The organism is Streptomyces parvus (assembly GCF_014648875.1).
Lineage (GTDB): Bacteria > Actinomycetota > Actinomycetes > Streptomycetales > Streptomycetaceae > Streptomyces > Streptomyces parvus.
On sequence record NZ_BMRY01000006.1, the window covers coordinates 212,420 to 235,352 of the forward strand.

Consider the following 22,933-nt stretch of genomic DNA (forward strand, 5'->3'; position numbering starts at 1 on the left):
GCGTGTTGATCGGTGAGGTCGCCCGGCGGTCCGGCGTCAGCGCCCGCATGCTCCGGCACTACGAGTCGCTCGGTCTGGTGCGGCCCTCGGGCCGCACCGGGTCCGGCTACCGGGAGTACTCCGGGGAGGACGTCCGGCGCATCTTCCATATCGAGAGCCTGCGGGCGATGGGGCTGTCGCTGCGGGAGATCGGCCGCGCGCTCGACGATCCCGGCTTCACCCCCGCGGACCTGGTCGACGGCCTCATCCGCCGGACGCGCGAACGTATCGCCGCCGAGACCGAGTTGCTCATCCGGCTGGACCGGGTCCACGCCACGGACCCGGCCGGCTGGGAGGACGTCCTCCAGGTCCTGGCGCTCCTGCGGGCCCTCGGATCCACGAGTGCGGGCACCCGTCAGCGCGCGGCCCTCGCCTCGGTCGACGAGGTTCCGGTGGAGGCACTGGCCCAGGCGGCGCTCGGTGAGGAGGACCCGTACGTCGCCGGGGCCCTGCGCTGGGCTCTCTCCCGATCGGGCGGCGGTGCCGTGCTGCTCGCGGAGGGGCTCGGCTCCCCGGTGGCGGCGGTACGGGAACGTGCCGTCCGGGCCCTCGCCGAGATGCCCGGCCGCGAGGCCGCCACGCTGCTCCGGGACGCCCTCGTGAGCCCCGACGCCGTGGTCCGGGGCCGGGCGGCGCTGACGCTCGGGGCCCGGGGCGAGGCCGCCGCGATCCCGGTGCTCGTCGACATGATCGTCGCGGGAAGCAACGACACGGACGCGGCCGACGCGCTGAGCGTCCTGGCCGGCGACGACGCGGCGGCGGACCGGATCGCGTCCCTCCTCGTCGGCCGCATCGGCGACGGGACCACCGGGCAGCCCGCGCGCGGGCGGCTCACTCAGGCGCTGGCCGGCATCCCGGGCGCCACGGCCTCACGTGCGCTCGCGGACCTGGTGGGCGATGCCGACCGTGCCGTCGCGCTGACCGCCGCCTACCTCCTCCGGCTGCGCGGGGACGGGTGAGGCACCCCGCGCCGGCCGGTCCAGCAGCAGCGGGATCACCAGGGCGGGCACCAGCCAGAGGAACACGAGGAGGCGGAAGCCGTAGAGCTGGCCCAGGTTCGGGTGGCCGGCCTGGTTGAGGAGGCCCGCCGCACCTGCCGCCAGGGCGATGGGCAGCACCACGGAGCGCCGCCTCAGCATCGCCCAGGCCGAGAGCGCGAGCAGGACGGGGAGGATGGGGGACGCGGCCTGGCGGCGCAGCCACGCCGACCAGAAGACACCCTCCTGCACGAAGAACTCGGGCCAGGGGTCGGGCAGATCGGGGCGCTGGTAGTGGTGGGTCAGCAGATCCTGGGCGCTGTCCTCGCCCATGGGCCACCCCAGCAGATGCGCCCCGGCGTAGATGCCCACCGTCAGACCGGCGCAGAGCCCGGCCGCCCGGAGGACGGGCGTGAACTGCCGCTGTTTCAGGCGGAGCCACCCGTACCGGAGGACGAGGACTCCCGCGAGCGCGGCCGCCAGCAGCAGTGCCTGCGAGTAGCGGACGAAGAACATCAGGGCGAGTCCGCCCGCGACGAGCGCCGCGCCCGTACGGGGTCCCGCTACGGCCACCGGCCACGGGCCGGGAAGCGCACCGGATCCCCCGTCCATACCGGGCCGGTCCCGCAGCAGCAGGACACAGCCGAGGACGACCGCCGTGCCGAGCGCCAGGGAGAGGCCGTCGCTCAGCGGGTTCATGGAGACGGTGCCGGTGGGCAGGGCGAGATACAGGGCCTGCCCGGCCAGACCGGCGCGCCGGGAAGCGCCCGCCGCTCGCAGGGTGAGCAGGACGCAGACGCTTCCCGCGAGCGCGACGACGAGCCCCGCCAGCCAGAGGCCCCAGGTGATACCGAAGACGGCAAGGAAGGGGACCAGGAACAGCGGATAGCCGGGCCTGGCCTCGAAGATGGCCATGAACCGCTGGTTGGCGAACGGGGCGGTCATCCCTGACGTGTTGCCGTGGCGGGTCCAGTACGCGACCGAGTCGTTCAGCCGGCGCACGCACTGCTCCTCCGACTCCCCCACGGTCTTCCTGTTGGTCCAGGGAACGGGGCTCAGGGACGCGTGCTGCCCGCTGTCGCAGGAGTAGGCGATGGCCCTGCGGCCCGCCTCCCCGCGGCTCTCGCCGCTGAGGCTCAGGGCGTAGGAGAGGTAGTTCTTCGTGTCGGGCGAGGCCCGGCCGGTGGCCGCCGTCAGCTGGAGTCCGGTGAAGGCCACGGCAATGAGCAGCATCCCGACGAGGCCTAGGTGCTGGGTTCTGCGGATGTTCGGCATCGGTCGGGCGCTCCCCTGCATACGGCGGTTGCCTCATCAACGAGAGAACCGGCGCGGGGTGGCGTTCCGGGGCGTTCGCGGGGTGGTTTCCGGGAGCCGGTGGAGCGTGCCGGTCCCCGCGGGCCGGGAGTCGGCGGAGCGTGCCGGTCCCGGCGGGCTCGGGTGCCCGCTACCGGCCGCGCGGCTTCCCGCGCTTGCCGCTCTGGCCGCCGGCCCGGCCGCCCGACGAGGATTTCCTGCCCGCCGCGGGCTTGTGCCGGGCCCCGCCCTGCCCGCCGCCCGTACCGGCCCGCTTGCCCTTGGCCTTCTCCTTGGCCTTGGCCGTGGGGCGCTGCGGAGTGGCCGCGCGGCCCCGGGTGCTGTTGACGGTGCGGCCCCGGACGATCCCGATGAACTCCTCCACCAGGTCGGGGGCTTCGTCCGCCTGGGGCCACGACAGGGCGACGCGGGACTCGGGGGTCTCCGGGACCGGGCGGTAGGTGAGGTCCTTGCGGTGGTGCAGCCGGGCCAGGGACTGCGGGACGAGGAGGACGCCCACGCCCGCCGCGACCAGCTCGATCGCGTCCGCCGTGGTGGCCGGGCGCTCGACGGCGGGGCGGCCGGGCAGGGTCTCCCAGTCGAGGACGTCGTCCAGCGGGTGCAGCACGATCTCGTCGGCCAGCTCGGCGAGCGACACCTCTTCGGCGGCGGTCGCCACGTGGTCCTTGGGGATCACCACGACGGTCGTCTCGGTGTAGAGGGGGATCGCGGCCAGGACGTCCCGGTCGACCGGCAGCCGTACGAGCCCGGCGTCGGCGCCGCCGTCCGCCAGCAGTCCGGGGGCGTCGGCGGCGGTCGCCTGGACGAGCTCCAGGGGGGTGTCGGGCAGCCGCTCGTGCCAGACCCTCACCCACTTGGTGGGCGTCACGCCGGGGACGTACGCGAGTCGGAAGGATGAGGGGATGTCCGAGCCTGTCACGGAACCAGGCTACCGGTCGGTGGTCGGAGGTATGTCCCATGGTCGATACCCTGGACCCATGACGTCGCACAAGACCGCCCAGACCATGAAGCCCGCCACGGCGGCGAAGAAGCTGGGTGTGTACCTCCAGGCCACGCCCGCCGAGTTCCAGGAGGGTGCCGTCTCCCGCACCGAGCTCAACGCCCTCCAGACGGACCCGCCCGCCTGGCTTGTGGAGCTGCGCCGCACCGGCCCGCACCCCCGCCCGGTCGTCGCCGCGAAGCTCGGTATCTCGATCGCGGGGCTCGCCCGCGGCGGGGTCACCGAGCCGCTCACCACCGAGCAGATCGACGCGCTGAAGGACGAGATGCCGGAGTGGCTCCGGAAGGAGCGCGCCACGCAGGCCGAGGTGCGCAAGGAGGCCGCCCGCATCAAGGAGCGCAACGCCGAGCGGGCCGCACGCTCCGGCGAGCAGCAGTAACTCCGGCGGTCAGCAGTGGCCGGATCCCCCGGCCGGACGTCGACCGTCACGGATTCCGGGCCTCCCCTCAGGGCGTCGGGCCCGCCCGTCAGGGCCTGCGGCCCCGCCCCTGCGGGAACTCGCCGAGGCTCACCGCACGGTGAATCGTCTCGGCCAGTTCTCGCGGATCCTCGGTGAAGGTGTCCACCCGGATCTTCCGCCCGTCGCGCAGCTCGATGGCGTAGCCGAAGCCCGTCCCGCGGGCCTCGGCCAGCGGGCGTCCGTCCCCGGCCGAGGCGGACCCGATCCGCTCGATGTCCGCCCAGGGGATCAGCGTGGCGGTGCCCGCGACCCGGTGGGTCAGCCCGCGCTCATGAACGTCGAAGCACTGCTCCCGGGTGCGGAGGGCCTGCATCAGGCGCCAGATCCCGAGCCCGAGACCGGCCAGCCCCACCCCGAGGAGCAGGCCCGCCAGTTCGGGCGCGCCGTCGGTGGTCCCGATCGAGGCGATGGTCACCGGCACTCCGAAGGCGAGTCCGACGACCCCGGTGACCAGCAGGATCCCGGCCAGTCGTAGCCGTCTGCCGCCGTCGGTGCGGTGTTCGCGGACGAATCCGCCGAGTTCCCGTGCGGCTTCGGTGCGTCGCATCGCCGTTTCCCCCGTCGTGGACACCTCAAATTCTGCCCGATCGTGGGGGCCGGCACCACGGAAACGGCCGGACACATGCCACGGGCCCGTGGCCGGTCCGCCCCGCCGACGCGTACGTCGGTGGCGCGGCCCTGCCACGGGCCCGTCGGGTACCGGATCGGTCGTCGGGTACCGGTGAGGTCAGAGAACGCCGGACTCGGCGATGGTGACCTTGGCGCTGGTACGGCCGCTGCCGGAGCCGAGCGCCTCGATCTTGCGGACGAGCTTCATGCTGTCCTCGTCGGCGACCTCGCCGAAGACCACGTGCTTGCCGTCCAGCCACGGGGTGAGCACCGTGGTGATGAAGAACTGCGAACCGTTGGTGTTCGGGCCGGCGTTGGCCATCGAGAGCAGGCCGACACGGTCGTGCTTGAGCTTGAAGTTCTCGTCGGCGAACTTCTCGCCGTAGATGCTCTTGCCGCCGGTGCCGTCGCCGCGGGTGAAGTCACCGCCCTGGAGCATGAAGTCCGTGATGACGCGGTGGAAGGACGAGCCGGCGTAGCCGAAGCCCTTCTCGCCGGTGGCGAGCGCGCGGAAGTTCTCCGTCGTCTTGGGGACGACGTCGTCGAACAGGTTGAACGTGATCCGCCCTGCGGGGGCGTTGTCGATGGTGATGTCGAAGTAGACCTTGGTTGTCATGGTGACATCCTCACATTCCTGGCAACCGCAGGTGAAACCCGGGTTGGGTCGGCACGCCGGAAGTCTGGATTCCGCTCACCCTCCGGCGGCACCTCGGTGGGCCGCGTAGACGGCGTTCACCAGGGCCGTCTTGCGCGGGTCGTCGGCGAGCCGGGAGCCCATCCGGTTCATGACGTATCCGAGGGCGATGGAGGCATCCGGGTCGGCCAGGCCGCAGGAACCGCCCGCGCCGTCGTGGCCGAACGCCCGCGGGTCGGGGCCGTACGAGCGGTTCGCACCGCTCAGCCAGAAGCCGAGGGCGATCTCCGTGTCGTGCGGGAAGCCGTCGCCGAGGACCAGGTCGCGGCAGGCTCCCTGCCCTTCCCCGGCGCGGGCGGCCGCCCTCTCCGAGAGGATCCGGCGGCCGTCGAGACTGCCGCGTCCGGCCAGGATCCCGTAGAGCGCGGCGACCGCCCGGGCGGTGCCGTGGCCGTTGGCGGCGGGGATCTCCGCTTCCCGCCAGGCGGGGGTGTTGGCGGCGGCCCGGCCGGTCGGCGGATTGAGCAGGGAGGCGACGGCGACCGGTGTCATCCGGTCCAGGAGGGCCGCCTGGGCGGCCCGGTCGGAGCGCTCCTGGACGAGTTCGGCGAGCCGGTGGGTCTCGCTCTCCGGGAGGCCGAAGGTGAAGTCGATGCCCAGCGGTCCGGTGATCTCCTGCCGGAGGAACGCCCCGGGCCGCAGCCCGGTGATCCGGCGGACCACTTCGCCGACGAGGAATCCGTAACTGATCGCGTGGTATCCGGAGCGGGTTCCCGGCTCCCACCAGGGGGCGGTGGCGGCGAGCCGGGCGCAGGCCGTATCCCAGTCGTAGAGCTCCTCCAGGGAGAGCGGGCTGTCGGGCCCGGCCACTCCGGAGCGGTGCGAGAGGAGGTGGCGTACGAGGACGGACTCCTTGCCGTGCGCGGCGAATTCCGGCCAGTAGTGGGCGACCGGGGCGTCGAGATCGAGCAGCCCCCGGTCGGCCAGGACATGGGCGCAGAGCGCGGTCGGGCCCTTGCCGGTGGACCAGACGTTGACCAGGGTGTCCCGTTCCCAGGGCCGGGTGCGGGCCGCGTCCGCCCAGCCGCCCCACAGGTCGACCACCGGTTCGCCGTCGACCAGGACGGTCACCGCCGCGCCGAGTTCGCCGCGCTCGGTGAAGTTCTCCTCGAAGGCGTCCCGGACCCCGGCGAACCGGTCGTCGCAGTGGCCGTGGATCTGGGGCACGGGGCCTCCCTCGTCGCGGGCGCGGGTCCGGCGGCGGAAACCGGAGCCTGACGCCCCCGCAACGTACCGACTGGTCGGATCGGAGGGAAGGGCCGATGCCCGGGGAACAGCGGAGCCCCGGCCGCCGCCGCCCGGCTCAGCGGATGCCCGCCTCCAGGCTCAGGCTCCAGCGGCCCGGCAGACCGGTCAGGGTGATGGTCGACAGGGGGCGGACGTCGACGTTCCAGTACGTGGCGGGCGGGGCGTTCAGGGCGTAGACGAGGGCCGCCCGGATCACGGCGGGTTCGGCGACCGCGACGACGAGGCCGTCGTCGGCGGGGCGGGTGTCCAGCCAGCCGCCCACGCGCCCGATGAAGCCGAGCATCGACTCGCCGCCGTGCGGGGCGCTGCGCGGGTCGGCGAGCCAGCAGTCCACGGCTGCCGGTTCCCGGGAGGTGACCTCGCCCAGGGTCAGCCCCCGCCAGCGGCCCATCTCCCAGTCGCGCAGGGCCGGTTGAGCCATCGGCGCGAAGCCGAGGGCGTCGCCGGTGGCGCGGCTGCGCGGGGTGGGCGAGCAGTAGCGCAGCTCGGCGGCGCCGAGCGGGACGAGCGTGTGGGCGACGAGCTGCACCTCGTGCCAGCCGGCCTGATCGAGCGGCCGGTCGTCGTCGAAGCGTTCGGCCAGCCGGGAGGAGCTGCGCGCCGCTGCGACCAGGTGGACCCGAAGCGTCATGGCGGGATCGTGAGGCCGAACGCGCGTTTGGTCAAGAGGGCGTGCCCGCCCGGACGCAGCGTCAGCCGCCCAGGAGGCCGTCGAAAGCGGTACGGAGGCGACGGACGCCCTCCGCGATCTCGGCCGCTCCGGAGACGCCGGCGAAACTCAGGCGGACGTGTCCGGCCGGGGGTTCGGCGCAGAAGAAGGGGCGGCCGGGGGCGATGGCGACCGAGGCGCGCAGGGCGGCCGAGACGAGCGCCGGTTCGTCAGGGCCGTCCCCCGCACCGCCGCCGGGGAGCCGGAGCCAGAGGCTGCCGCCGCCCGCCGGGAGGTGCGGCAGCACGAGTTCCGGGAGCTCGCCGCCGAGGGCGGTGGCCAGGGCCGTACGACGGTGGCGCAGCTCGGTGGCGACGGCGGCCAGGTGGCGGCCCCAGGACGGGGAGCCGACGAGTTCCAGGGCGGCTTCCTGGAGCGGCCGGGGCACGAAGAAGCTGTCGACGACCTGGATGGCCCGCAGGCGCTCCAGCACCGGGCCGCGGGCGGCGAGCGCGCCGACCCGGAGGCTGGGCGAGGTGACCTTGGTCAGCGAGCAGACGTGGACGACGGTCCCGTCGGGGTCATCGGCGGCGAGCGGCGCGGGGAGCGGCCCCGAGTCGTCGTGGACGAGCCGGCGGGCGAAGTCGTCCTCGACCACGAATGCCCCGGCCGCCCGGGCGATGGCCAGGATCTCGGGGCGGCGGGCGGGCACGAGGGTGGCCCCGGTGGGGTTGTGGAAGAGCGGCTGGGTGACGAAGACCCGAGCGCCGGTGGCCCGGAACGCGTCGGCGAGCAGCTCGGGGCGGACCCCGTCGGCGTCCATCGGCACGGGGACGGGGCGCAGTCCGGTGGCGCGGGCGGCGGCGAGCATCCCGGGGTAGGTCGGTGACTCCACGAGGACGGGGGCACCGGGCGGGGCGAGGGCGCGCAGGGCGGTGGCCAAGGCACCCTGCGCGCCCGCGGTGATCAGGACGTCGGCAGCGCTGACGGCCGGGCCGATCTCGCGGGCGAACCAGGACCGCAGCTCGGGCAGCCCGTCCGTCGGAGGCCGGCTCCAGGCGCCCGGCCGGCGGCCCGCGCGGGCCAGGGCGGCGGAGAGGGCCCGTTCGGGCTGGAGCGAGGCGTGGAGGTAGCCGCCGTTGAACTCGATGACGCCGGGCGGCGGAGCGGTGAGGGTGACCAGCACCCCGGAGGCGTCGACCGTACGCGGCACGACCTCGGGTCCGCCGTCGCCGCTCAGCGACACCTCCTGCCAGGACGTGTCGCCCGGGGCCGGGAGTGCGGCGCGAGGGTCCGCCCGGAACGCGCCGGAGCCCGGGCGGGTGGTGACGAGCCCCTCGGCGGAGAGCTGGGCGATGGCGCGGGAGACGGTGACGGGGCTGACCCGGAACCGTTCGACGAGCGCCCGACTGGACGGCAGCTTTCCACCGGGAGAGTAGCGGTTAAGCTCGGCCCGCAGGGAAGTGACCAGTTCGGCGACGCTGCTACGCTCTTGCATGAGAGCAGAGAATAGCGCTACCCGAACTTCAGCGATAGCGGTCGCCGGCGATCCGGCGGTCCCCCCGCACCCCACTTCGGCGGCCTCCTCTCCGGCCGGCTCCGCAACCGCCCCTCCGGCCGGTTCTTCGGCAGCTTCCTCTGCCGCCTCTCCGGCAAGTTCTTCGGTGGCTTCCTCGGCCGCTCCTTCGGCCGGCCGGAGCGGGACCGTGCTCGCCGGGCTCGGCGTCGTGGCGTTCTCGCTCACCTTCCCGGCCACGGCCTGGGGGCTGGAGAGCTTCGGCCCCTGGTCCCTGGTGGCGCTGCGCAGCGTGCTGGCCGCCCTGGTCGCGGGCGGGGTGCTGCTGGCCGCGCGCGTCCCGTTGCCCGCGCGCCGCCACTGGGCCGGGCTCGCGGTGGTCGGGGGTGGGGTGGTGGTGGGCTTCCCTCTGCTGACGACGCTGGCCCTGCAGACCTCCACCACCTCGCACGCGGCCGTGGTCGTGGGTCTGCTGCCGCTGACCACGGCGGTGCTGGGATCCCTGCGCACCGGCGAGCGGCCCTCGCGCGCGTTCTGGATCGCGGCCCTCGCCGGGGCGGCCGTGGTGATCGCCTTCACCGTGCAGCAGAGCGGCGGCGCCCTGACGACCGGCGACCTGTATCTGTTCGGCGCTCTGCTGGTCTGCGCGGCCGGATACACCGAGGGCGGCCGGCTGGCCCGGGTGATGCCGGGGTGGCAGGTGATCGGCTGGGCGCTGGTCCTGTGCCTGCCGCTCGCGGTGGCGGGCAGCCTGATCGCCCTGCCGCTCGAACCCGTGCACCTGAACGCCCACGGCGTCCTCGGCCTGGTCTGGGTCGCCGCCGGATCGACGTTCCTCGGGCTGTACGTCTGGTACCGGGGGATGGCGGCGATCGGGGTGGCCCGCGCCAGTCAGCTCCAGCTCGCCCAGCCGCTGCTGACGCTCGTGTGGTCGTTCCTCCTGCTCGGCGAGGAGCTCTCGGCGGCGGCTCCGGTCGCGGCGGTGGCCGTACTCGTCTGCATCGCCGCCACCCAGCGGGCCGGCCGCCGCGCGGGGCGGGAAGCCGGGACCGTACGGTCAGGACGGGAATCCCGGCCCTTACGGTCATAGACTTGTCGACACGGACACCGTCTCCCCCTGTGAGGAGGTCGCTCCCGATGGAGGCACACACGGGCGACCGGCTGCTGATGCACGGCAGGACCGTGGGACAGCACGACCGGGTCGCCGAGATCATCGAGGTGCTCGGTGACGGGGGCGCTCCCCCGTACCGGCTCCGCTTCGACGACGGCCATGAACACCTGATGTCACCGGGCCCCGACAGCGTCGTCCAGCACATGGAGGCGCCGAAGGACGAGCAGACGCGGTAACAGCGCCGGGGCCGGGACCGCACAGAAGGGTCCCGGCCCGCGGCGTGGACGGCTCAGCCCGGGAACCGTTCCCAGCGGCTCAGTCCGCGAACCGCCCCGGGCGGCTCACCCCGGGAACCGGCCCCGACGGCGGGAGCGGGCGCGGCCCCGGTCCGGGTAGAGCCGGACCCGGTCCTGGTAGTGGTCGGCCACCACGCGTCGCATCGCGCCGATCCGGTCCGCCATCACGCTCTTCCCGGAGAAGAAGACATGGCCGCCCGCCTCCTCGTGGTCACGGGCGAGGGCGAGGTGGCGGGAGAGCTCCACCGGGTCCTGCCAGGCGGCTGCCTGGGCGGGGTCACCCGCCTTGTACAGCGCCTCGCCCACGTAAAGCTCGACGCCCGTGCCCCGCACGGTCGCGCTCCACCAGGCGAGGACCTTGGCGTAGTCGGCGGCGGTCTGGCCGATGTGCCAGTAGATCTGCGGGCAGATGTAGTCGATCCAGCCCTCCTTGACCCACTTGCGGGTGTCGGCGTGCAGGTCGTCGTAGGTCTGCACGCCCGCCCGTGTGTCCGACCCCAGCGGATCGGTCTCCTTGTTGCGCCAGACCGCGAAGGGGCTGATCCCGAAGCGGACGTGCGGCTTGATCGCCCGGATCCGCTCCCCCGTCTCGCGCACGAGCCGGTCGATGTTGTCGCGCCGCCAGGCCGCCCGGTCGGCGAAGCCGCCGCCGTACCGCGCGAACGCCGTGTCGTCGTCGAAGGTCTGCCCGGCCACCGGATACGGGTAGAAGTAGTCGTCCCAGTGCACGGCGTCGATGTCGTAGCGGCGCACGGCGTCGAGCATCGCGTCCTGGACGAAGCGACGGACCTCGGGCAGGCCGGGGTTGTAGTAGAGCTTCCCTCCGTACGGCACGGTCCAGCCCGGGTTGAGCCGGGCCGGGTGGGAGGCGATCAGGCGGGACGGGTCCGTGTGGTTCGCCACCCGGTACGGGTTGAACCAGGCGTGCAGCTCCAGGCTCCGGTCGTGCGCCGCGCGCACCGCCGTGCCGAGCGGGTCCCAGCCCGGGTCCTTGCCCTGGGTGCCGGTGAGACAGTCGGCCCACGGCTCGTACGGCGAGGGCCACAGGGCGTCGGCGGTCGGCCGGACCTGGAACACCGCCGTGTTGAGCCGCAGCTCCACCGCCCGGTCCAGGTAGGCGAAGAGCTCGGCCTCCTGCTGTACCGCCGTGAGGCCCGGCTTCGAGGGCCAGTCGATGTTGGCGACGGTGGCGATCCACATGCCGCGCACCTCGCCCGCCGCCCACGGAAGCCCGCCACCCTTCCGCCGCCCCGACGGGGAGGCGACCGCGTCACCTGCGGTCGTCATCGCCGCCAGCAGTCCCGCCGCGCTCAGTACGAACGCCCTTCTCGCCACACCCGTGCGCCGCATCCCGGCCCACCTCTCTCCGCCGTGTCCCGCACCCGACTCCGATGGCTCCACGTAACCGCATCATGCCCATCCGTAGCCGTCATGACCCGCGGGACGTTCGCGTCGGCATTCGGAGTAACGTCGTGGGGTCGAGGCGGGCACCGGAATCACACGGGACCCTGCGATACGGAGAACAGCGAAAGGCACGAGGTGACGGACCTTATGGCCGACATTGCACGCGTCGGAGTGGTGGGCTGTGGCCAGATGGGCGCAGGTATCGCGGAGGTGTGCGCGCGCAGCGGCCTCGAAGTGAAGGTCGCCGAGACCACCGGCGAAGCGCTGGAGATCGGCCGCACCCGTCTGCACAACTCCCTCTCGAAGGCCGCCGAACGCGGCAAGATCACGGCGGAGGAGCGGGACGAGACCCTCGGCCGGCTGAGCTTCACCACCGACCTCGGGGAGTTCGCCGACCGCGATCTCGTCATCGAGGCCGTCGTGGAGAACGAGCAGGTCAAGACGGAGATCTTCCAGGTGCTCGACCAGGTGGTGACCCGGCAGGACGCGATCCTGGCGTCCAACACCTCCTCGATCCCGCTGGTGAAGCTGGCCGTCGCCACCTCGCGCCCGGACCGGGTCATCGGCATCCACTTCTTCAACCCGGCACCGGTGCAGAAGCTCGTCGAGCTGATCCCGGCGCTGACCACGTCGGACGAGACGATCAAGCGCGCCGAGGCCGTGGTGCAGGACGTGCTCGGCAAGCACCCGATCCGCGCCCAGGACCGGTCCGGGTTCGTCGTGAACGCGCTGCTGATCCCGTATCTGCTCTCCGCGATCCGGATGTTCGAGTCGGGCATCGCCAGCCGCGAGGACATCGACAACGGCATGGAGATGGGCTGCGCCCACCCGATGGGCCCGCTCAAGCTGGCGGACCTGATCGGCCTGGACACCGTGGCCTCAGTCGCGGACTCGATGTACGCCGAGTACAAGGAGCCGCTGTACGCCGCCCCGCCTCTCCTCCAGCGCATGGTCGACGCGGGGCGCCTCGGCCGGAAGACCGGCTCGGGCTTCTACGCCTACTGACCGTCCCGGTGGCGGGCCCGACGCTCACGCGGCCGGGCCCGCCACAGCACTTTTCCGAGGTCAGGACCGTACGGCCGAGGCGTCGATCACCATGCGTCGCCGCCCGAGTCGGGGCCGACGTAGATCTCCGCCCCGTCGGACCCCCAGACGCGGGTGTACCCGCCGCTCGGGGCCGACACGACGAGGTCCCCCTCCTCCAGCGAGACCATCCCGTCCGTCTTCTCGGCGAACCACTCCACGGTGAGGGTCTCGCCCGGTTTCAGGGAGACCTCCTCCGCTGTGGGCTCGAACACCACGGTCATGTCGCGGTCGGCCCGGACAAGGAATCGCATTCTCCTCCTCGGAGGTCGTGGCACACAGGGACTGGGTTACGGGGCCCGGCTCAGCCCAGTCTCAGATGGTGCAGCATCAGCAGCGCGGCCGCCATGTTCGCTGCGGGCACCTCGCCCCGGGCGATCATGTCCGGGACCACCTTGAGGGGTATCCACTCGCGGCGCGACGACTCGAAGGCGTCCTGCGGCCGGCCGGTCCAGTGGGCCTCGTCGGACCAGTAGAGGTGGTGGCGGGCGTCGGTGAGGCCGTTCGACGGTTCCACGGTGAGCAGGGGGCGCAGCTCGCCGGGGCGCCAGCCGGTCTCCTCCTCCATCTCGCGGGCCGCCGCCGACGCGATGTCCTCGCCGTCCTCGACGACGCCCGCGGCCAGCTCCCACCCCCAGCTGTCGGTGATGAACCGGTGCCGCCAGAGCAGCAGCACCTCGTTCGCCTCGTTGACGACCGTGGCGGCCGCGACGGGGCGCAGCCGGATGACGAAATGATCGAGGTGGCTGCCGTCGGGCAGCTCGACATCCGCCAGATTCACCCGGAACCACGGGTTCTGATACACATTCTGTTCGCTTAAGTTCGTCCACTGCACGGTTCTGCCGCCTTTCGACATGTTGGGGTCAACATGCCAGCAGGCTCGGCAGTCGGAGGGAACGGACGACGGGGGCGTCGGCGGAGCTCACAGAGGCACGCGGAGCGCCTCGTCGATGAGATCGGTGGTTTCGACGGCGTCGGCGCAGCCGCTCGCGGCCAGCTCGCCGCGGACCTGCCGCAGCCGGTCGCGCAGCCGCTGGGACTCCATTCCCCGGGCCCGTACGGCCATTTCGGCAGCTGTACCGGCCGCGCGGTCGGCCTCGCGCTGGAGCAGCTCGATATGACTGAGCATCGCGAGGCGGTGCACGCGCCCCCGGTCGTGCGCCGGGGCGCGCACGGCGGAGGCCGCGTGCTCCCGGGCGGCGGACAGATCGCCGAGACAGATGAGCGCCTCGGCCACCTGGACGTCGACCAGGCCCGGCTGGACGTACCCGGTCTCGTCCGGCTCCCGGCCGGTGTGGATCCGGCCCGCCTGGGCCTCGGCCCGCCCGATGCAGGCGCGGGCGCTCGCCGCGTCGCCGAGCTGGGCGTACGCCTTGGCCTGCATGGCGTGCAGATCGGCGGCGAGGGCCGGGGTGATGTGGCCGCCGGCGGCCCGCAGCGCGGCCTCGGCGAACGCGATGGAGCGGCGGTAGTCGCCGAGGAACAGCGACTGGGTGACCAGCAGAGCGATCACATAGCCGCCGAGCCCCCGGTCGCCGCTGGACTTGGCGAGCCGCAGCGCCTGGTGGAAGTAGCGCTGGGCGAGACCGTGGGCGTCGGAGTCGTAGGCGCAGATGCCCGCCACCGCGACCAGGCCCGCCGTCGCCCGGTGCAGGCTGCGGCCGAGCGCGTCGCTGTGGCCGCCGCGCAGCAGCGGCGCGGCCTCCGCGTTGAGGAAGCGGACGATCCGGGATCTGGTCGCGATGCCGCCCGTCTTGCGGTACATCTGCTCGTAGTGGTCGCGGGCCGCCTTGAGCATCGCTATGTCGGCGGGGCTCACCCGGCCGGGGCCGGGACGGGAGACGTCGGTGTCCTCCGGCGGGTTCTCCCACTCCCAGACCGGCATCACCGCCGAGGTCCCCGTGACGGCGGGGACGGCGGCGAGGTGCGGGCGCCGCTGTTCATCGGAACGCCACAGCGCGGTGGCCCGCTCGACGAACCCGGAGAGGGAGGCGCTCGCGGTGCCGGCGTCCGTCCCCGCGGATGACGCCGACGCGCCCATCCCGATGTCGTCGAGCCCGACCGGCCTGCCCAGCCGTCCGGCCAGCACCTCGCAGATCAGGTCCGGCACCTGGCCGCGCGGGCGCTGGCCCTTGAGCCAGCGAGAAACGGCGGTGTGTTCGTACCGCAGGGCCAGCCCGCGGGACCGGCCCGCCCGGTTGACGTGACCGGCGAGGCCCGCCCGGGAGACACCGGACTCCTCGATCAACGATTCGAGCAGGACATTGGGCTCCATCGTCCCCCCAGGTGCGTGTCGCAATGAGCCTAGTGGAGCACGATTCACACGGGGTGTGAACGGAATGCCCGAACCCTCCTGCTGTGCGCTCTGCCGCGCGGGTCCCGGGCTCGGTTGAATGAACTCCCTCGCAAGAGGCGGCCGGGTCGTCGGCTCCCCCTCGTAACGGCCCACGACCCGCACCCGCGCCGTCCGCACCGCTACCTGCCCGACACTCCGAGGCGGTGCGGACGGCGCCCGGACCGCACGGCCCACTGACCGACGACGAAGGAGGGTGGCTGCGGAACGGCGGCCGGAACCGCGCTTCCTCCCGGTTCCCGCTCCGGATCCGGCGTGTGGTCCCTCCGCCGATCGGCGGGACGGAGAAGGGGCGTATCCGGTGGCCGGATACGCCCCTTCTCAACGCCGTGGCACCTGGGTGTCACGCCCCGCGCAGCACCGCGCCCGTACGCTCGGCGGCCAGGGCCACCGCGCTGTCGCGGGCGGCCGAGGCCTCCTCGACGGTCAGCGTGCGGTCGGCGGCGCGGAAGCGCAGCGCGTACGCCAGGGACTTGTTGCCCCCGCCGATCTGCTCGCCGGTGAAGACGTCGAACAGCCGCAGCGATTCGAGGAGTTCACCCGCGCCCTCGCGCAGCGCCGCCTCCACGTCGGCGGCCGGGACATCCCCGGCGACGACGAGCGCGACATCCTGGGTCGCCACCGGGAAGGTGGAGATCCTCGGCGCCTGGAGCGCTCCGTCGACGGCCTGTTCCAGGACGTCCAGCTCGACCTCGGCGGCGCAGGTCCGCTCGGGCAGGTGCAGCGCCTTGATCACGCGCGGGTGCAGCTCGCCCGCGTGTCCGAAGAGGGTCTCCTCGCCGTTCACGTTGACGTACAGCGCGGCGCAGCGGCCCGGGTGCCACGGGGCGTGCTGGTCGGCGCGGACGATGACCTCGACACCGGCCTCCGCGGCGATCAGGCGGGCCGCCTCGACGGCGTCGGCCCAGGTCGCCGGGGTGCCCTTGCCCCACCAGCCGGCCTGCTCGCGGGCGCCCGCGAGGACGACGGCGGCGCGGCGCGGCTGACGCGGCAGGGCCGCGTCCAGACCGGCGATCTCCTCGTCGGTGGGGCGGCGGTCGACGGGCAGCCGGACGGCCTGCGTCTCCTCGCCTGTCGGCCGGAAGACCAGGCCCGTCTCGAAGAGCGCCAGGTCGTGGCTGCCGCGGCCGTCGTTGCGCCGCAGGGCGCCGAGGAGGCCCGGCAGCAGCGTGGTGCGCAGCGCCGGCTCCTCGTCGGAGAGCGGGTTGACCAGCTTGACCGTGCGGCGGCGGGCGTCGTCCGCCTCCAGGCCGAACTGGTCGAGGACCGCGTCGCCGATGAACGGGTAGCTGAGCGCCTCGACGTAACCGGCTCCGGCCAGCACCCGGCCGATGCGGCGGTGCAGCCGCTGCCGGCCGGTGAGACCGCGCCCGGAGGGGGGCGTGGGCAGCGTGGAGGGCAGGTTCTCGTAGCCCTCCAGCCGGATGACCTCTTCGGCCAGGTCGTTCGGCTCGTTCAGGTCGGGCCGCCAGGACGGGACGGTGACGATCAGTTCGTCCTGCCCGTAGACGTCGCAGCCGACCTCCTGGAGGCGGCGGACGACGGTCTCGCGGCCGTACTCCACACCGGCCACCGTGTCCGGGTGGTTCGCCGGCATGGCGATGGTGCGCGGCGCGTGCGGCGAGGTGATCTCGGTGACCCCGGCCTCGGCGGTGCCGCCCGCGAGGAGGACCAGCAGGTCCACCGTGCGCTGCGCCGCTGCCGCGGCGGCCTGCGGGTCGGCGCCGCGCTCGAAGCGCTTGGACGCCTCGGAGGACAGCTTGTGGCGGCGCGCGGTGCGGGCGATCGAGATCGCGTCGAAGTGCGCGGCCTCGATGACGACCTCGGTGGTCAGCGCGTGCTCGCCGTCCGCGTCGGCGATCTCGGTGTTGGCGCCGCCCATGACGCCCGCGAGGCCGATGGGCCCGCGGTTGTCGGTGATGACCAGGTCCTCGGCGTCCAGCACGCGGACGGTGCCGTCCAGGGTGGTGAGCTTCTCGCCCTGGGTGGCGCGGCGCACGCCGATCGGCCCGTCGACCCGGTTGCGGTCGTAGGCGTGCAGCGGCTGGCCGAGCTCCAGCATCACGTAGTTGGTGATGTCGACGGCCAGCGAGATCGGCCGCATCCCGGCCTTCTGCAGCCGGCGCTGCATCCAGATCGGCGAGCGGGCCTCGGGCTGGAGACCCGTGACGGTGCGGGCGGTGAAGCGGTCGCAGCCGATCGGGTCGCTGATCTGGACCGGGTAGCCGTACGCGTTCGGCGCGGGCACGTCCAGCAGCGCCGGGTCGCGCAGCGGCAGCCCGTAGGCGGTCGCGGTCTCGCGGGCGACACCGCGCATGGAGAGGCAGTAGCCGCGGTCCGGGGTGACGGCGATGTCGAGGACCTCGTCGACGAGCTGGAGCAGCTCGATCGCGTCGGTGCCGACCTCGTGCTCCGGCGGCAGCACGATGATGCCGTGGGTGCCGTCGTCGCCCATGCCGAGCTCGTCGGTGGAGCAGATCATGCCGTGCGAGGTCTTGCCGTACGTCTTGCGCGCGGCGATCGCGAAGTCGCCGGGCAGGACCGCGCCCGGGAGGACCACGACGACCTTGTCGCCGACCGAGAAGTTACGGGCGCCGCAGACGATCTCCTGCGGTTCGCCGGTGCCGTTGGCGGTGCCGACGTCGACGGTGCAGAAGCGGATGGGCTTCTTGAACCCCTCCAGCTCCTCGATGGTCAGGACCTGTCCGACGACCAGGGGGCCCTTGAGGCCCGCGCCGATCTGCTCGACGGTCTCGACCTCGAGGCCGACGGAGACGAGCTTGGCCTGGACGTCACGGCCGGTCTCCGTCTCCGGCAGGTCGACGTACTCCCGCAGCCAGGAAAGCGGGACGCGCATCAGATCTCCATCCCGAACGGCCGGGTGAACCGGACGTCACCCTCGACCATGTCTCGCATGTCTTCGACGTTGTGGCGGAACATCAGCATCCGTTCGATGCCGAACCCGAAGGCGAATCCGCTGTACTTCTGGGGGTCGACGCCACAGGCGGTGAGCACCTTGGGGTTGACCATGCCGCAGCCGCCCAGCTCGATCCAGCCCTCGCTGCCGCAGGTGCGGCAGGGGCGGTCGGGGTTGCCGACGGACTCGCCGCGGCAGACGTAGCAGACCATGTCCATCTCGGCGGACGGCTCGGTGAACGGGAAGAAGTTCGGCCGCAGCCGGGTCTTCATGTCCGGGCCGAAGAGCGCCTGGACCATGTGGTCGAGGGTGCCCTTGAGGTCGGCCATGGTCAGGCCCTCGTCGACGGCGAGCAGCTCGATCTGGTGGAAGACCGGGGTGTGCGTGGCGTCCAGCTCGTCGGTGCGGTAGACCCGGCCGGGGCAGACCACGTAGACGGGGGGCTTGCGCTCCAGGAGCGAGCGGGCCTGGACCGGGGAGGTGTGCGTACGCAGCACGACGCCGGACTCGTCGCCCTCGGTCACCTTGCCGTCGGGCGTGGTGCCCTGGACGAAGAAGGTGTCCTGCATCTGGCGGGCCGGGTGGTCGGGCACGAAGTTCAGGGCGTCGAAGTTGAACCACTCCGCCTCGACCTCGGGGCCCTCGGCGATCTCGTAGCCCATGGCCACGAAGACGTCCGCGACGCGCTCCATGAACGTCGTCAGCGGGTGGCGGGCGCCGGCCGGGGTGCGGTCGTAGGGCAGCGTGACGTCCACGGCCTCCTCGACGAGCACCCGGGCGTCGCGCTCGGCCTCCAGCTCGGCCTGGCGGGCGGCCAGCGCCTTGGAGACGGCGCCGCGGGCCTGGCCCACGCGCTTGCCCGCCTCGGCCTTGGCCTGCGGGGGCAGGGCGCCGATCTCGCGGTTGGCGAGGGACAGCGGCGAGGTACCTCCGGTGTGCGCGGTCTTCGCCTGGGCGAGCGCGTCGAGGTCACCGGCGGCGGCGAAGGCGGCGAACGCCTCGTCCCGCATGCGCTCGATCTCTTCCGGTTTCAGTGCCTCGACCTCGACTGGGTCGTACGACTTGTTCGGTGCCGACATCTCTTCCCGTGCTTCCGATTGGCTGATGGCGCGACCCGGCCGGAGACCGCTGGACGCAAAGGTGCCAAAGGTCGAGTCTACGGGCCGCAGGACGGTCGGGGCGCCCGTGGGCTGCTCACACCAGGTAGGCGGGCAGGGCCACGGGCAGAATAAATCGGAACTCGGCTCCGCCGCGGGGCCCCCGGTCGACGGTGATGGTGCCACCGTGGGCCTCGACGATGCCCTTGACGATGTAGAGGCCCAGGCCCGTGCCGCCGCGCTTGCTGCCCCGCCAGAAGCGGGTGAAGACGCGGCTCATCGACTCCTCGGGGATGCCGGGGCCTTCGTCGCTCACGGTGACAGCCGTTCCCATCTCGTCGTCGGCGCCCGGCGCGGGTGCCGGGGCGATCTCAATGGTGACGGTTCCCTCGCCGTGGCGCACCGCGTTTTCCAGGAGGTTGCCGAGGACCTGGTCGACCTTGTCGGGGTCGGCCCACAGGTCGGGCAGCGGTCCGCGGGTGCGGACGAGGAAGCGCTCGGCGGCCTGGCCGCCGGTGATGAGCGCCTGGATGTGCCGGGCCACGGCGGCGGCGATGTCGACGGGCTGGCGGCGCAGCTCCAGCCGCCCGGAGTCGATGCGGGAGATGTCGAGCAGTTCGGCGATGAGCCGGGTGACCCGGCCGGCGTCGGCGTCGACGGTCTCCAGCATCAGCCGCTTCTGGTCGTCGGTGAACCTCTCCCACTTGGCGAGCAGCGTGGCGGTGAACCCTTTGACGGAGGTCAGCGGGGAGCGCAGCTCGTGGGCGACGGTGGCGATCAGTTCGGCGTGGCTGCGTTCGGTACGCCGGCGGGCCTCGGTCCCCCGCAGGCAGACCACGACCCGGCGCACCGGCCCGGTCGGGTGCTCGCGTACGTAGCGGGCGGAGACCAGCACCTCACGGCCCCCGGGCAGCAGGAGATTGCGTTCGGGCTGGCCGTTGCGGGTGGCGAGACCGCCGTACGGGTCGGTCAGCGGCCACCAGCGCTTCCCCTTGAGGTCCTCCAGCGGGAGGACGGTGTCCAGCGGCCGGCCGATCGCGTCGGCGCGGGAGGTGGCGGTGATCCGGGCGGCGGCGGTGTTGAAGCAGACGACGTGTCCGCGCTCGTCGGCGACGACGAGACCGTCGGGAAGATCGTCCGGGTCGAGGCCACCGGCGAGACCGTCCGGACCGGCCGCAGGACCGGCCGGTTCCTCGGCCGCGGCGCGCACGGCGGCGGTGCGCGCCGGTCGCGGCGAGCTCATGCCGACAGCCATCTTCCCGTATCCCCACCTCTCGAACAGGTGCAGTGGGCCCCCGAGTTCGTCACCCTACTAGTCGTCGGTGAACCCGCGACACCCTGTGGGGGCGCGGAGGGGAGTGCGCCGGTGGGAGGGGGCGCGGGAATGGCCGGGATCGTGTGCTGACGGGCGGTGAGGACGGCGCTGGGTTACGCGTCGGGGGCGCGTCGCGGACGCTGCGCGCGGGCGGAGGCGTAGAGGCAGACGGCGGCGGCGGTGGCCAGGTTGAGGCTCTCCGCCTTGCCGTGGATGGGGACGCGGACGACGGCGTCGGCGAGCGCGCGGGTCTCCTCGGGGAGCCCCCAGGCCTCGTTGCCGAAGATCCAGGCGGTGGGGGTGCCCATGGTGCCCGCGTCCAGCTCGTCGTCCAGGTCGTCGGCGCCGGCGCCGTCGGCGGCGAGGATCCGCACCCCGGCGTCGCGCAGGCCCTGGACGGCCTGGTCGACGGGGATGCCGACGGCGACGGGGAGGTGGAAGAGCGAACCGACCGAGGCGCGTACGGACTTGGGGTTGTAGAGGTCGACGGAGGCGTCGGTGAGGATCACCGCGTCCGCGCCGGCGGCGTCCGCGCAGCGCAGGACCGTACCGGCGTTCCCGGGGTCGCGGACGTTGGCCAGAACGGCCACCAGGGTGGGCCGGGCGTCCAGGATCTCCTGGAACGGGGAGTCCAGGAAACGGCAGACGCCGATGAGGCCCTGTGGGGTGACGGTCTGGGAGACGTCGGCGAGGACGTCGGCGTCGGCCAGGTGGACCCGGGCGCCCGCCGTGTGGGCGGCCTCGACGATGTCGGCGTACCGGTCGGCGGCCTCGGGGGTGGCGAACAGCTCGATGAGGGTCGGCTCACCGTCCCCGCCGCGGTGGGCGGCGGCCTCGCGTACGGCCTGGGGCCCCTCGGCGATGAACCTGCGCTCCTTGCCCCGGAAGTTGCGGCGGGCCAGCCGACGGGCGGCGGCGACGCGGGGGGAGCGCGGGGAGATCAGTTCGGGGGTGCCCATGGTCGGCGGCGAGCCTCTCTGCGTACGGCGGTGGGGTTCAGCGGCAACGCACCGGACCCGCAGGCGGCGTGCGCCTGCGGGTCCGGTTCACGTACTGCCTGGGAAGGCGGTGCCTGGATCAGGCGGCCTTCGGGGCGTTGACGTCGCTCGGGAGGGCCTTCTGGGCGACCTCGACGAGGGCGGCGAACGCGTTGGCGTCGTTGACCGCGAGCTCGGCCAGGATCTTGCGGTCCACCTCGATGTTGGCGGCCTTCAGACCCTGGATGAGGCGGTTGTACGTCATGCCGTTCTGGCGGGCAGCGGCGTTGATGCGCTGGATCCACAGCTGACGGAAGTCGCCCTTGCGCTTCTTGCGGTCGTTGTAGTTGTAGACCAGGGAGTGGGTGACCTGCTCCTTGGCCTTGCGGTACAGACGCGAGCGCTGACCGCGGTAGCCGCTGGCGGCTTCGAGGATTGCCCGGCGCTTCTTGTGGGCGTTGACTGCCCGCTTGACGCGTGCCACTTGTTAACTCCTTGTAGCGGGGCCGTGGGTGTCTTCACACGGCCCGGAAACGAATTGGTCCCGGTGTGATCGAGGTCGTGCCTCCGGGGCGAGCCGGAGGCCGGGCCTCACTTGCCGAGAAGCTTCTTGATCTTCTTGGCGTCGGCCGGAGCCACGACGACCGTGCCGGTCAGCGAGCGGGTCTTCTTGGACGACTTGTGCTCGAGCAGGTGGCGCTTGCCGGCCCTCTCGCGGAGCACCTTGCCGGAGCCGGTGATCTTGAAGCGCTTGCTGGCACCGCTGTGCGTCTTGTTCTTCGGCATCGCGCCGTTCTCTCCTCGTCAGTGGCGCCCCTCACGGTGCGGAGCACCGGACTGCAGGGGCGTCAGATCTCTATGGGGTTCCGGGATGACCCGGGGGCGCCTGGGTGGCGGCCCCCGAAGGTCACGCCTCGGAAGGTGTCTCGGCCGGAGCCTCGGCCGCGTCGGCCTGGGCCTCGGCGGTCTCGCCCTCGGACGCGGCGTCGGAGGAACCCTGACGCCCCGCCTTGCGGGCGGCCTGGGCCTCACGGGCTTCGGCCATGGCTTCGGTCTTCTTCTTGTGCGGGCCCAGAACCATGATCATGTTCCGGCCGTCCTGCTTCGGGTTGGACTCGATGAAGCCCAGGTCCTCGACGTCCGAAGCGAGACGCTGGAGCAGTCGGAAGCCCAGCTCAGGACGGGACTGCTCACGACCGCGGAACATGATCGTGATCTTGACCTTGTCGCCCTGCTTGAGGAACCGGACGACGTGACCCTTCTTGGTGTCATAGTCGTGCGGGTCGATCTTCGGCCGGAGCTTCATCTCCTTGATGACCGTGTGCGCCTGGTTCTTGCGCGCCTCACGGGCCTTCATGGCCGACTCGTACTTGAACTTCCCGTAGTCCATGAGCTTGCACACGGGCGGACGGGCTGTCGCCGCCACCTCGACCAGGTCGAGGTCGTACTCCTGTGCGAGTTCCAGGGCCTTGGCAAGCGGAACAATCCCGACCTGCTCGCCGCTGGGACCGACAAGTCGGACCTCGGGAACGCGAATCCGGTCGTTGATGCGGGGCTCGGCGCTGATGGATCCTCCTCGGTAGCACCACGCGACCGCCTGGCGGACAGCCGCGTAACGTCTTATAACGTCAAGACCAACCGCGCCGGAACCGCAAAAATGCCCCGGACGGGACACAAGGCGAGGCTCCAGGAACTACCGGAACACCGCCGCGGTGAACCGCGGGGCTATCGGGCGGGCCCATCGTCCGTACGGAACGATGGTCGCCGCCTGACCGGTGACCCGCCGTCCTGAACGGACAGCCAGGTGGGAGATCGGAGCCTCCACTTGTGGGCCGGGCACATAGATGTCCGGCCGGTCGTTCCACCAGACTACC

23 protein-coding genes are annotated in these 22,933 nt (G+C 72.6%); 5 read left to right on the plus strand and 18 right to left on the minus strand.

Annotated elements, in window-relative coordinates:
- The first annotated feature begins 2 nt into the window (after positions 1-2).
- Complete coding sequence (locus IE140_RS20205; RefSeq protein ID WP_150193760.1) at positions 3-998, plus strand: MerR family transcriptional regulator; 996 nt, start codon at positions 3-5, stop codon at positions 996-998.
- Here the strand turns inward: IE140_RS20205 and IE140_RS20210 are convergent.
- Positions 909-2,291 carry a hypothetical protein gene (locus IE140_RS20210; protein ID WP_150193761.1) on the minus strand — a complete coding sequence of 461 codons (1,383 nt, stop codon included), beginning with the start codon at positions 2,289-2,291 and terminating at the stop codon, positions 909-911. The two genes, IE140_RS20205 and IE140_RS20210, sit on opposite strands and share 90 nt — an antisense overlap.
- A 169-nt stretch (positions 2,292-2,460) precedes the next feature.
- Positions 2,461-3,249: a LysR family substrate-binding domain-containing protein gene (locus IE140_RS20215; RefSeq protein WP_150193762.1), complete on the minus strand. Its 789-nt coding sequence runs from the start codon at positions 3,247-3,249 to the stop codon at positions 2,461-2,463.
- Positions 3,250-3,307: 58 nt separating this feature from the next.
- On the opposite strand from IE140_RS20215, the gene IE140_RS20220 reads away from it, so the two are divergent.
- Entirely contained in the window at positions 3,308-3,709 is a 402-nt protein-coding gene (locus IE140_RS20220; RefSeq protein ID WP_093438409.1) for a DUF5997 family protein, read from the plus strand.
- 88 nt (positions 3,710-3,797) lie between these two features.
- Here the strand turns inward: IE140_RS20220 and IE140_RS20225 are convergent, their stop codons facing one another.
- From IE140_RS20225 to IE140_RS20245, 5 genes are all read right to left on the minus strand, one after another.
- Complete coding sequence (locus IE140_RS20225; RefSeq protein WP_150193763.1) at positions 3,798-4,337, minus strand: hypothetical protein; 540 nt, start codon at positions 4,335-4,337, stop codon at positions 3,798-3,800.
- Positions 4,338-4,517: 180 nt separating this feature from the next.
- Positions 4,518-5,015, minus strand: coding sequence for a peptidylprolyl isomerase (locus tag IE140_RS20230; RefSeq protein ID WP_010070201.1), 498 nt, complete (start codon positions 5,013-5,015; stop codon positions 4,518-4,520).
- 75 nt (positions 5,016-5,090) lie between these two features.
- On the minus strand, positions 5,091-6,260 hold the full coding sequence (locus IE140_RS20235; RefSeq protein ID WP_150193764.1) for a serine hydrolase domain-containing protein: 1,170 nt from the start codon (positions 6,258-6,260) through the stop codon (positions 5,091-5,093).
- A 136-nt stretch (positions 6,261-6,396) separates the two neighbouring features.
- Entirely contained in the window at positions 6,397-6,972 is a 576-nt protein-coding gene (locus tag IE140_RS20240) for a histidine phosphatase family protein (RefSeq protein ID WP_150193765.1), read from the minus strand.
- A 61-nt stretch (positions 6,973-7,033) separates the two neighbouring features.
- Positions 7,034-8,488 (minus strand): aminotransferase-like domain-containing protein, encoded by a 1,455-nt coding sequence (locus tag IE140_RS20245; protein WP_150193766.1) that lies wholly within the window; start codon positions 8,486-8,488, stop codon positions 7,034-7,036.
- A gap of 208 nt (positions 8,489-8,696) precedes the next feature.
- On the opposite strand from IE140_RS20245, the gene IE140_RS20250 reads away from it, so the two are divergent.
- The gene (locus IE140_RS20250; RefSeq protein WP_229826855.1) at positions 8,697-9,596 is read left to right on the plus strand and encodes a DMT family transporter; all 900 of its coding nucleotides are present in this window, start codon (positions 8,697-8,699) and stop codon (positions 9,594-9,596) included.
- 47 nt (positions 9,597-9,643) lie between these two features.
- A complete protein-coding gene (locus IE140_RS20255; protein WP_006123325.1) occupies positions 9,644-9,853 on the plus strand; it encodes a DUF1918 domain-containing protein in 210 nt (69 codons plus the stop codon).
- Between the two features lie 105 nt (positions 9,854-9,958).
- Here IE140_RS20255 and IE140_RS20260 read toward each other — a convergent pair whose 3' ends face one another.
- Positions 9,959-11,263: a glycoside hydrolase family 10-like protein gene (locus IE140_RS20260; RefSeq protein ID WP_150196975.1), complete on the minus strand. Its 1,305-nt coding sequence runs from the start codon at positions 11,261-11,263 to the stop codon at positions 9,959-9,961.
- A gap of 201 nt (positions 11,264-11,464) precedes the next feature.
- On the opposite strand from IE140_RS20260, the gene IE140_RS20265 reads away from it, so the two are divergent.
- Positions 11,465-12,322, plus strand: a complete 858-nt coding sequence (locus IE140_RS20265) for a 3-hydroxybutyryl-CoA dehydrogenase (RefSeq protein WP_032775571.1) — start codon at positions 11,465-11,467, stop codon at positions 12,320-12,322.
- Between the two features lie 86 nt (positions 12,323-12,408).
- Here IE140_RS20265 and IE140_RS20270 read toward each other — a convergent pair whose 3' ends face one another.
- From IE140_RS20270 to infC, 10 genes are all read right to left on the minus strand, one after another.
- Entirely contained in the window at positions 12,409-12,654 is a 246-nt protein-coding gene (locus tag IE140_RS20270; protein WP_150196976.1) for a hypothetical protein, read from the minus strand.
- Between the two features lie 50 nt (positions 12,655-12,704).
- Positions 12,705-13,235, minus strand: coding sequence for an NUDIX hydrolase (locus IE140_RS20275; protein ID WP_150196977.1), 531 nt, complete (start codon positions 13,233-13,235; stop codon positions 12,705-12,707).
- Positions 13,236-13,322: 87 nt separating this feature from the next.
- Positions 13,323-14,675, minus strand: coding sequence for an NsdA family TPR-like regulatory protein (locus IE140_RS20280; protein WP_150196978.1), 1,353 nt, complete (start codon positions 14,673-14,675; stop codon positions 13,323-13,325).
- A 421-nt stretch (positions 14,676-15,096) separates the two neighbouring features.
- Complete coding sequence (gene pheT / locus IE140_RS20285; RefSeq protein WP_150196979.1) at positions 15,097-17,610, minus strand: phenylalanine--tRNA ligase subunit beta; 2,514 nt, start codon at positions 17,608-17,610, stop codon at positions 15,097-15,099.
- Positions 17,610-18,749 carry a phenylalanine--tRNA ligase subunit alpha gene (gene pheS / locus IE140_RS20290; RefSeq protein ID WP_100562204.1) on the minus strand — a complete coding sequence of 380 codons (1,140 nt, stop codon included), beginning with the start codon at positions 18,747-18,749 and terminating at the stop codon, positions 17,610-17,612. The genes pheT and pheS overlap by 1 nt, the downstream gene beginning before the upstream one ends.
- Before the next feature lie 115 nt (positions 18,750-18,864).
- Positions 18,865-20,022 (minus strand): sensor histidine kinase, encoded by a 1,158-nt coding sequence (locus IE140_RS20295; RefSeq protein WP_109177972.1) that lies wholly within the window; start codon positions 20,020-20,022, stop codon positions 18,865-18,867.
- Between the two features lie 173 nt (positions 20,023-20,195).
- Positions 20,196-21,041, minus strand: a complete 846-nt coding sequence (locus tag IE140_RS20300) for a TrmH family RNA methyltransferase (protein WP_093438437.1) — start codon at positions 21,039-21,041, stop codon at positions 20,196-20,198.
- Between the two features lie 118 nt (positions 21,042-21,159).
- Positions 21,160-21,543 carry a 50S ribosomal protein L20 gene (gene rplT, locus IE140_RS20305; protein WP_003970214.1) on the minus strand — a complete coding sequence of 128 codons (384 nt, stop codon included), beginning with the start codon at positions 21,541-21,543 and terminating at the stop codon, positions 21,160-21,162.
- A gap of 107 nt (positions 21,544-21,650) precedes the next feature.
- Positions 21,651-21,845 (minus strand): 50S ribosomal protein L35, encoded by a 195-nt coding sequence (gene rpmI, locus IE140_RS20310; RefSeq protein ID WP_003970213.1) that lies wholly within the window; start codon positions 21,843-21,845, stop codon positions 21,651-21,653.
- A 121-nt stretch (positions 21,846-21,966) separates the two neighbouring features.
- Positions 21,967-22,683, minus strand: coding sequence for a translation initiation factor IF-3 (gene infC / locus IE140_RS20315; RefSeq protein WP_078566967.1), 717 nt, complete (start codon positions 22,681-22,683; stop codon positions 21,967-21,969).
- Positions 22,684-22,933 lie beyond the last annotated feature (250 nt).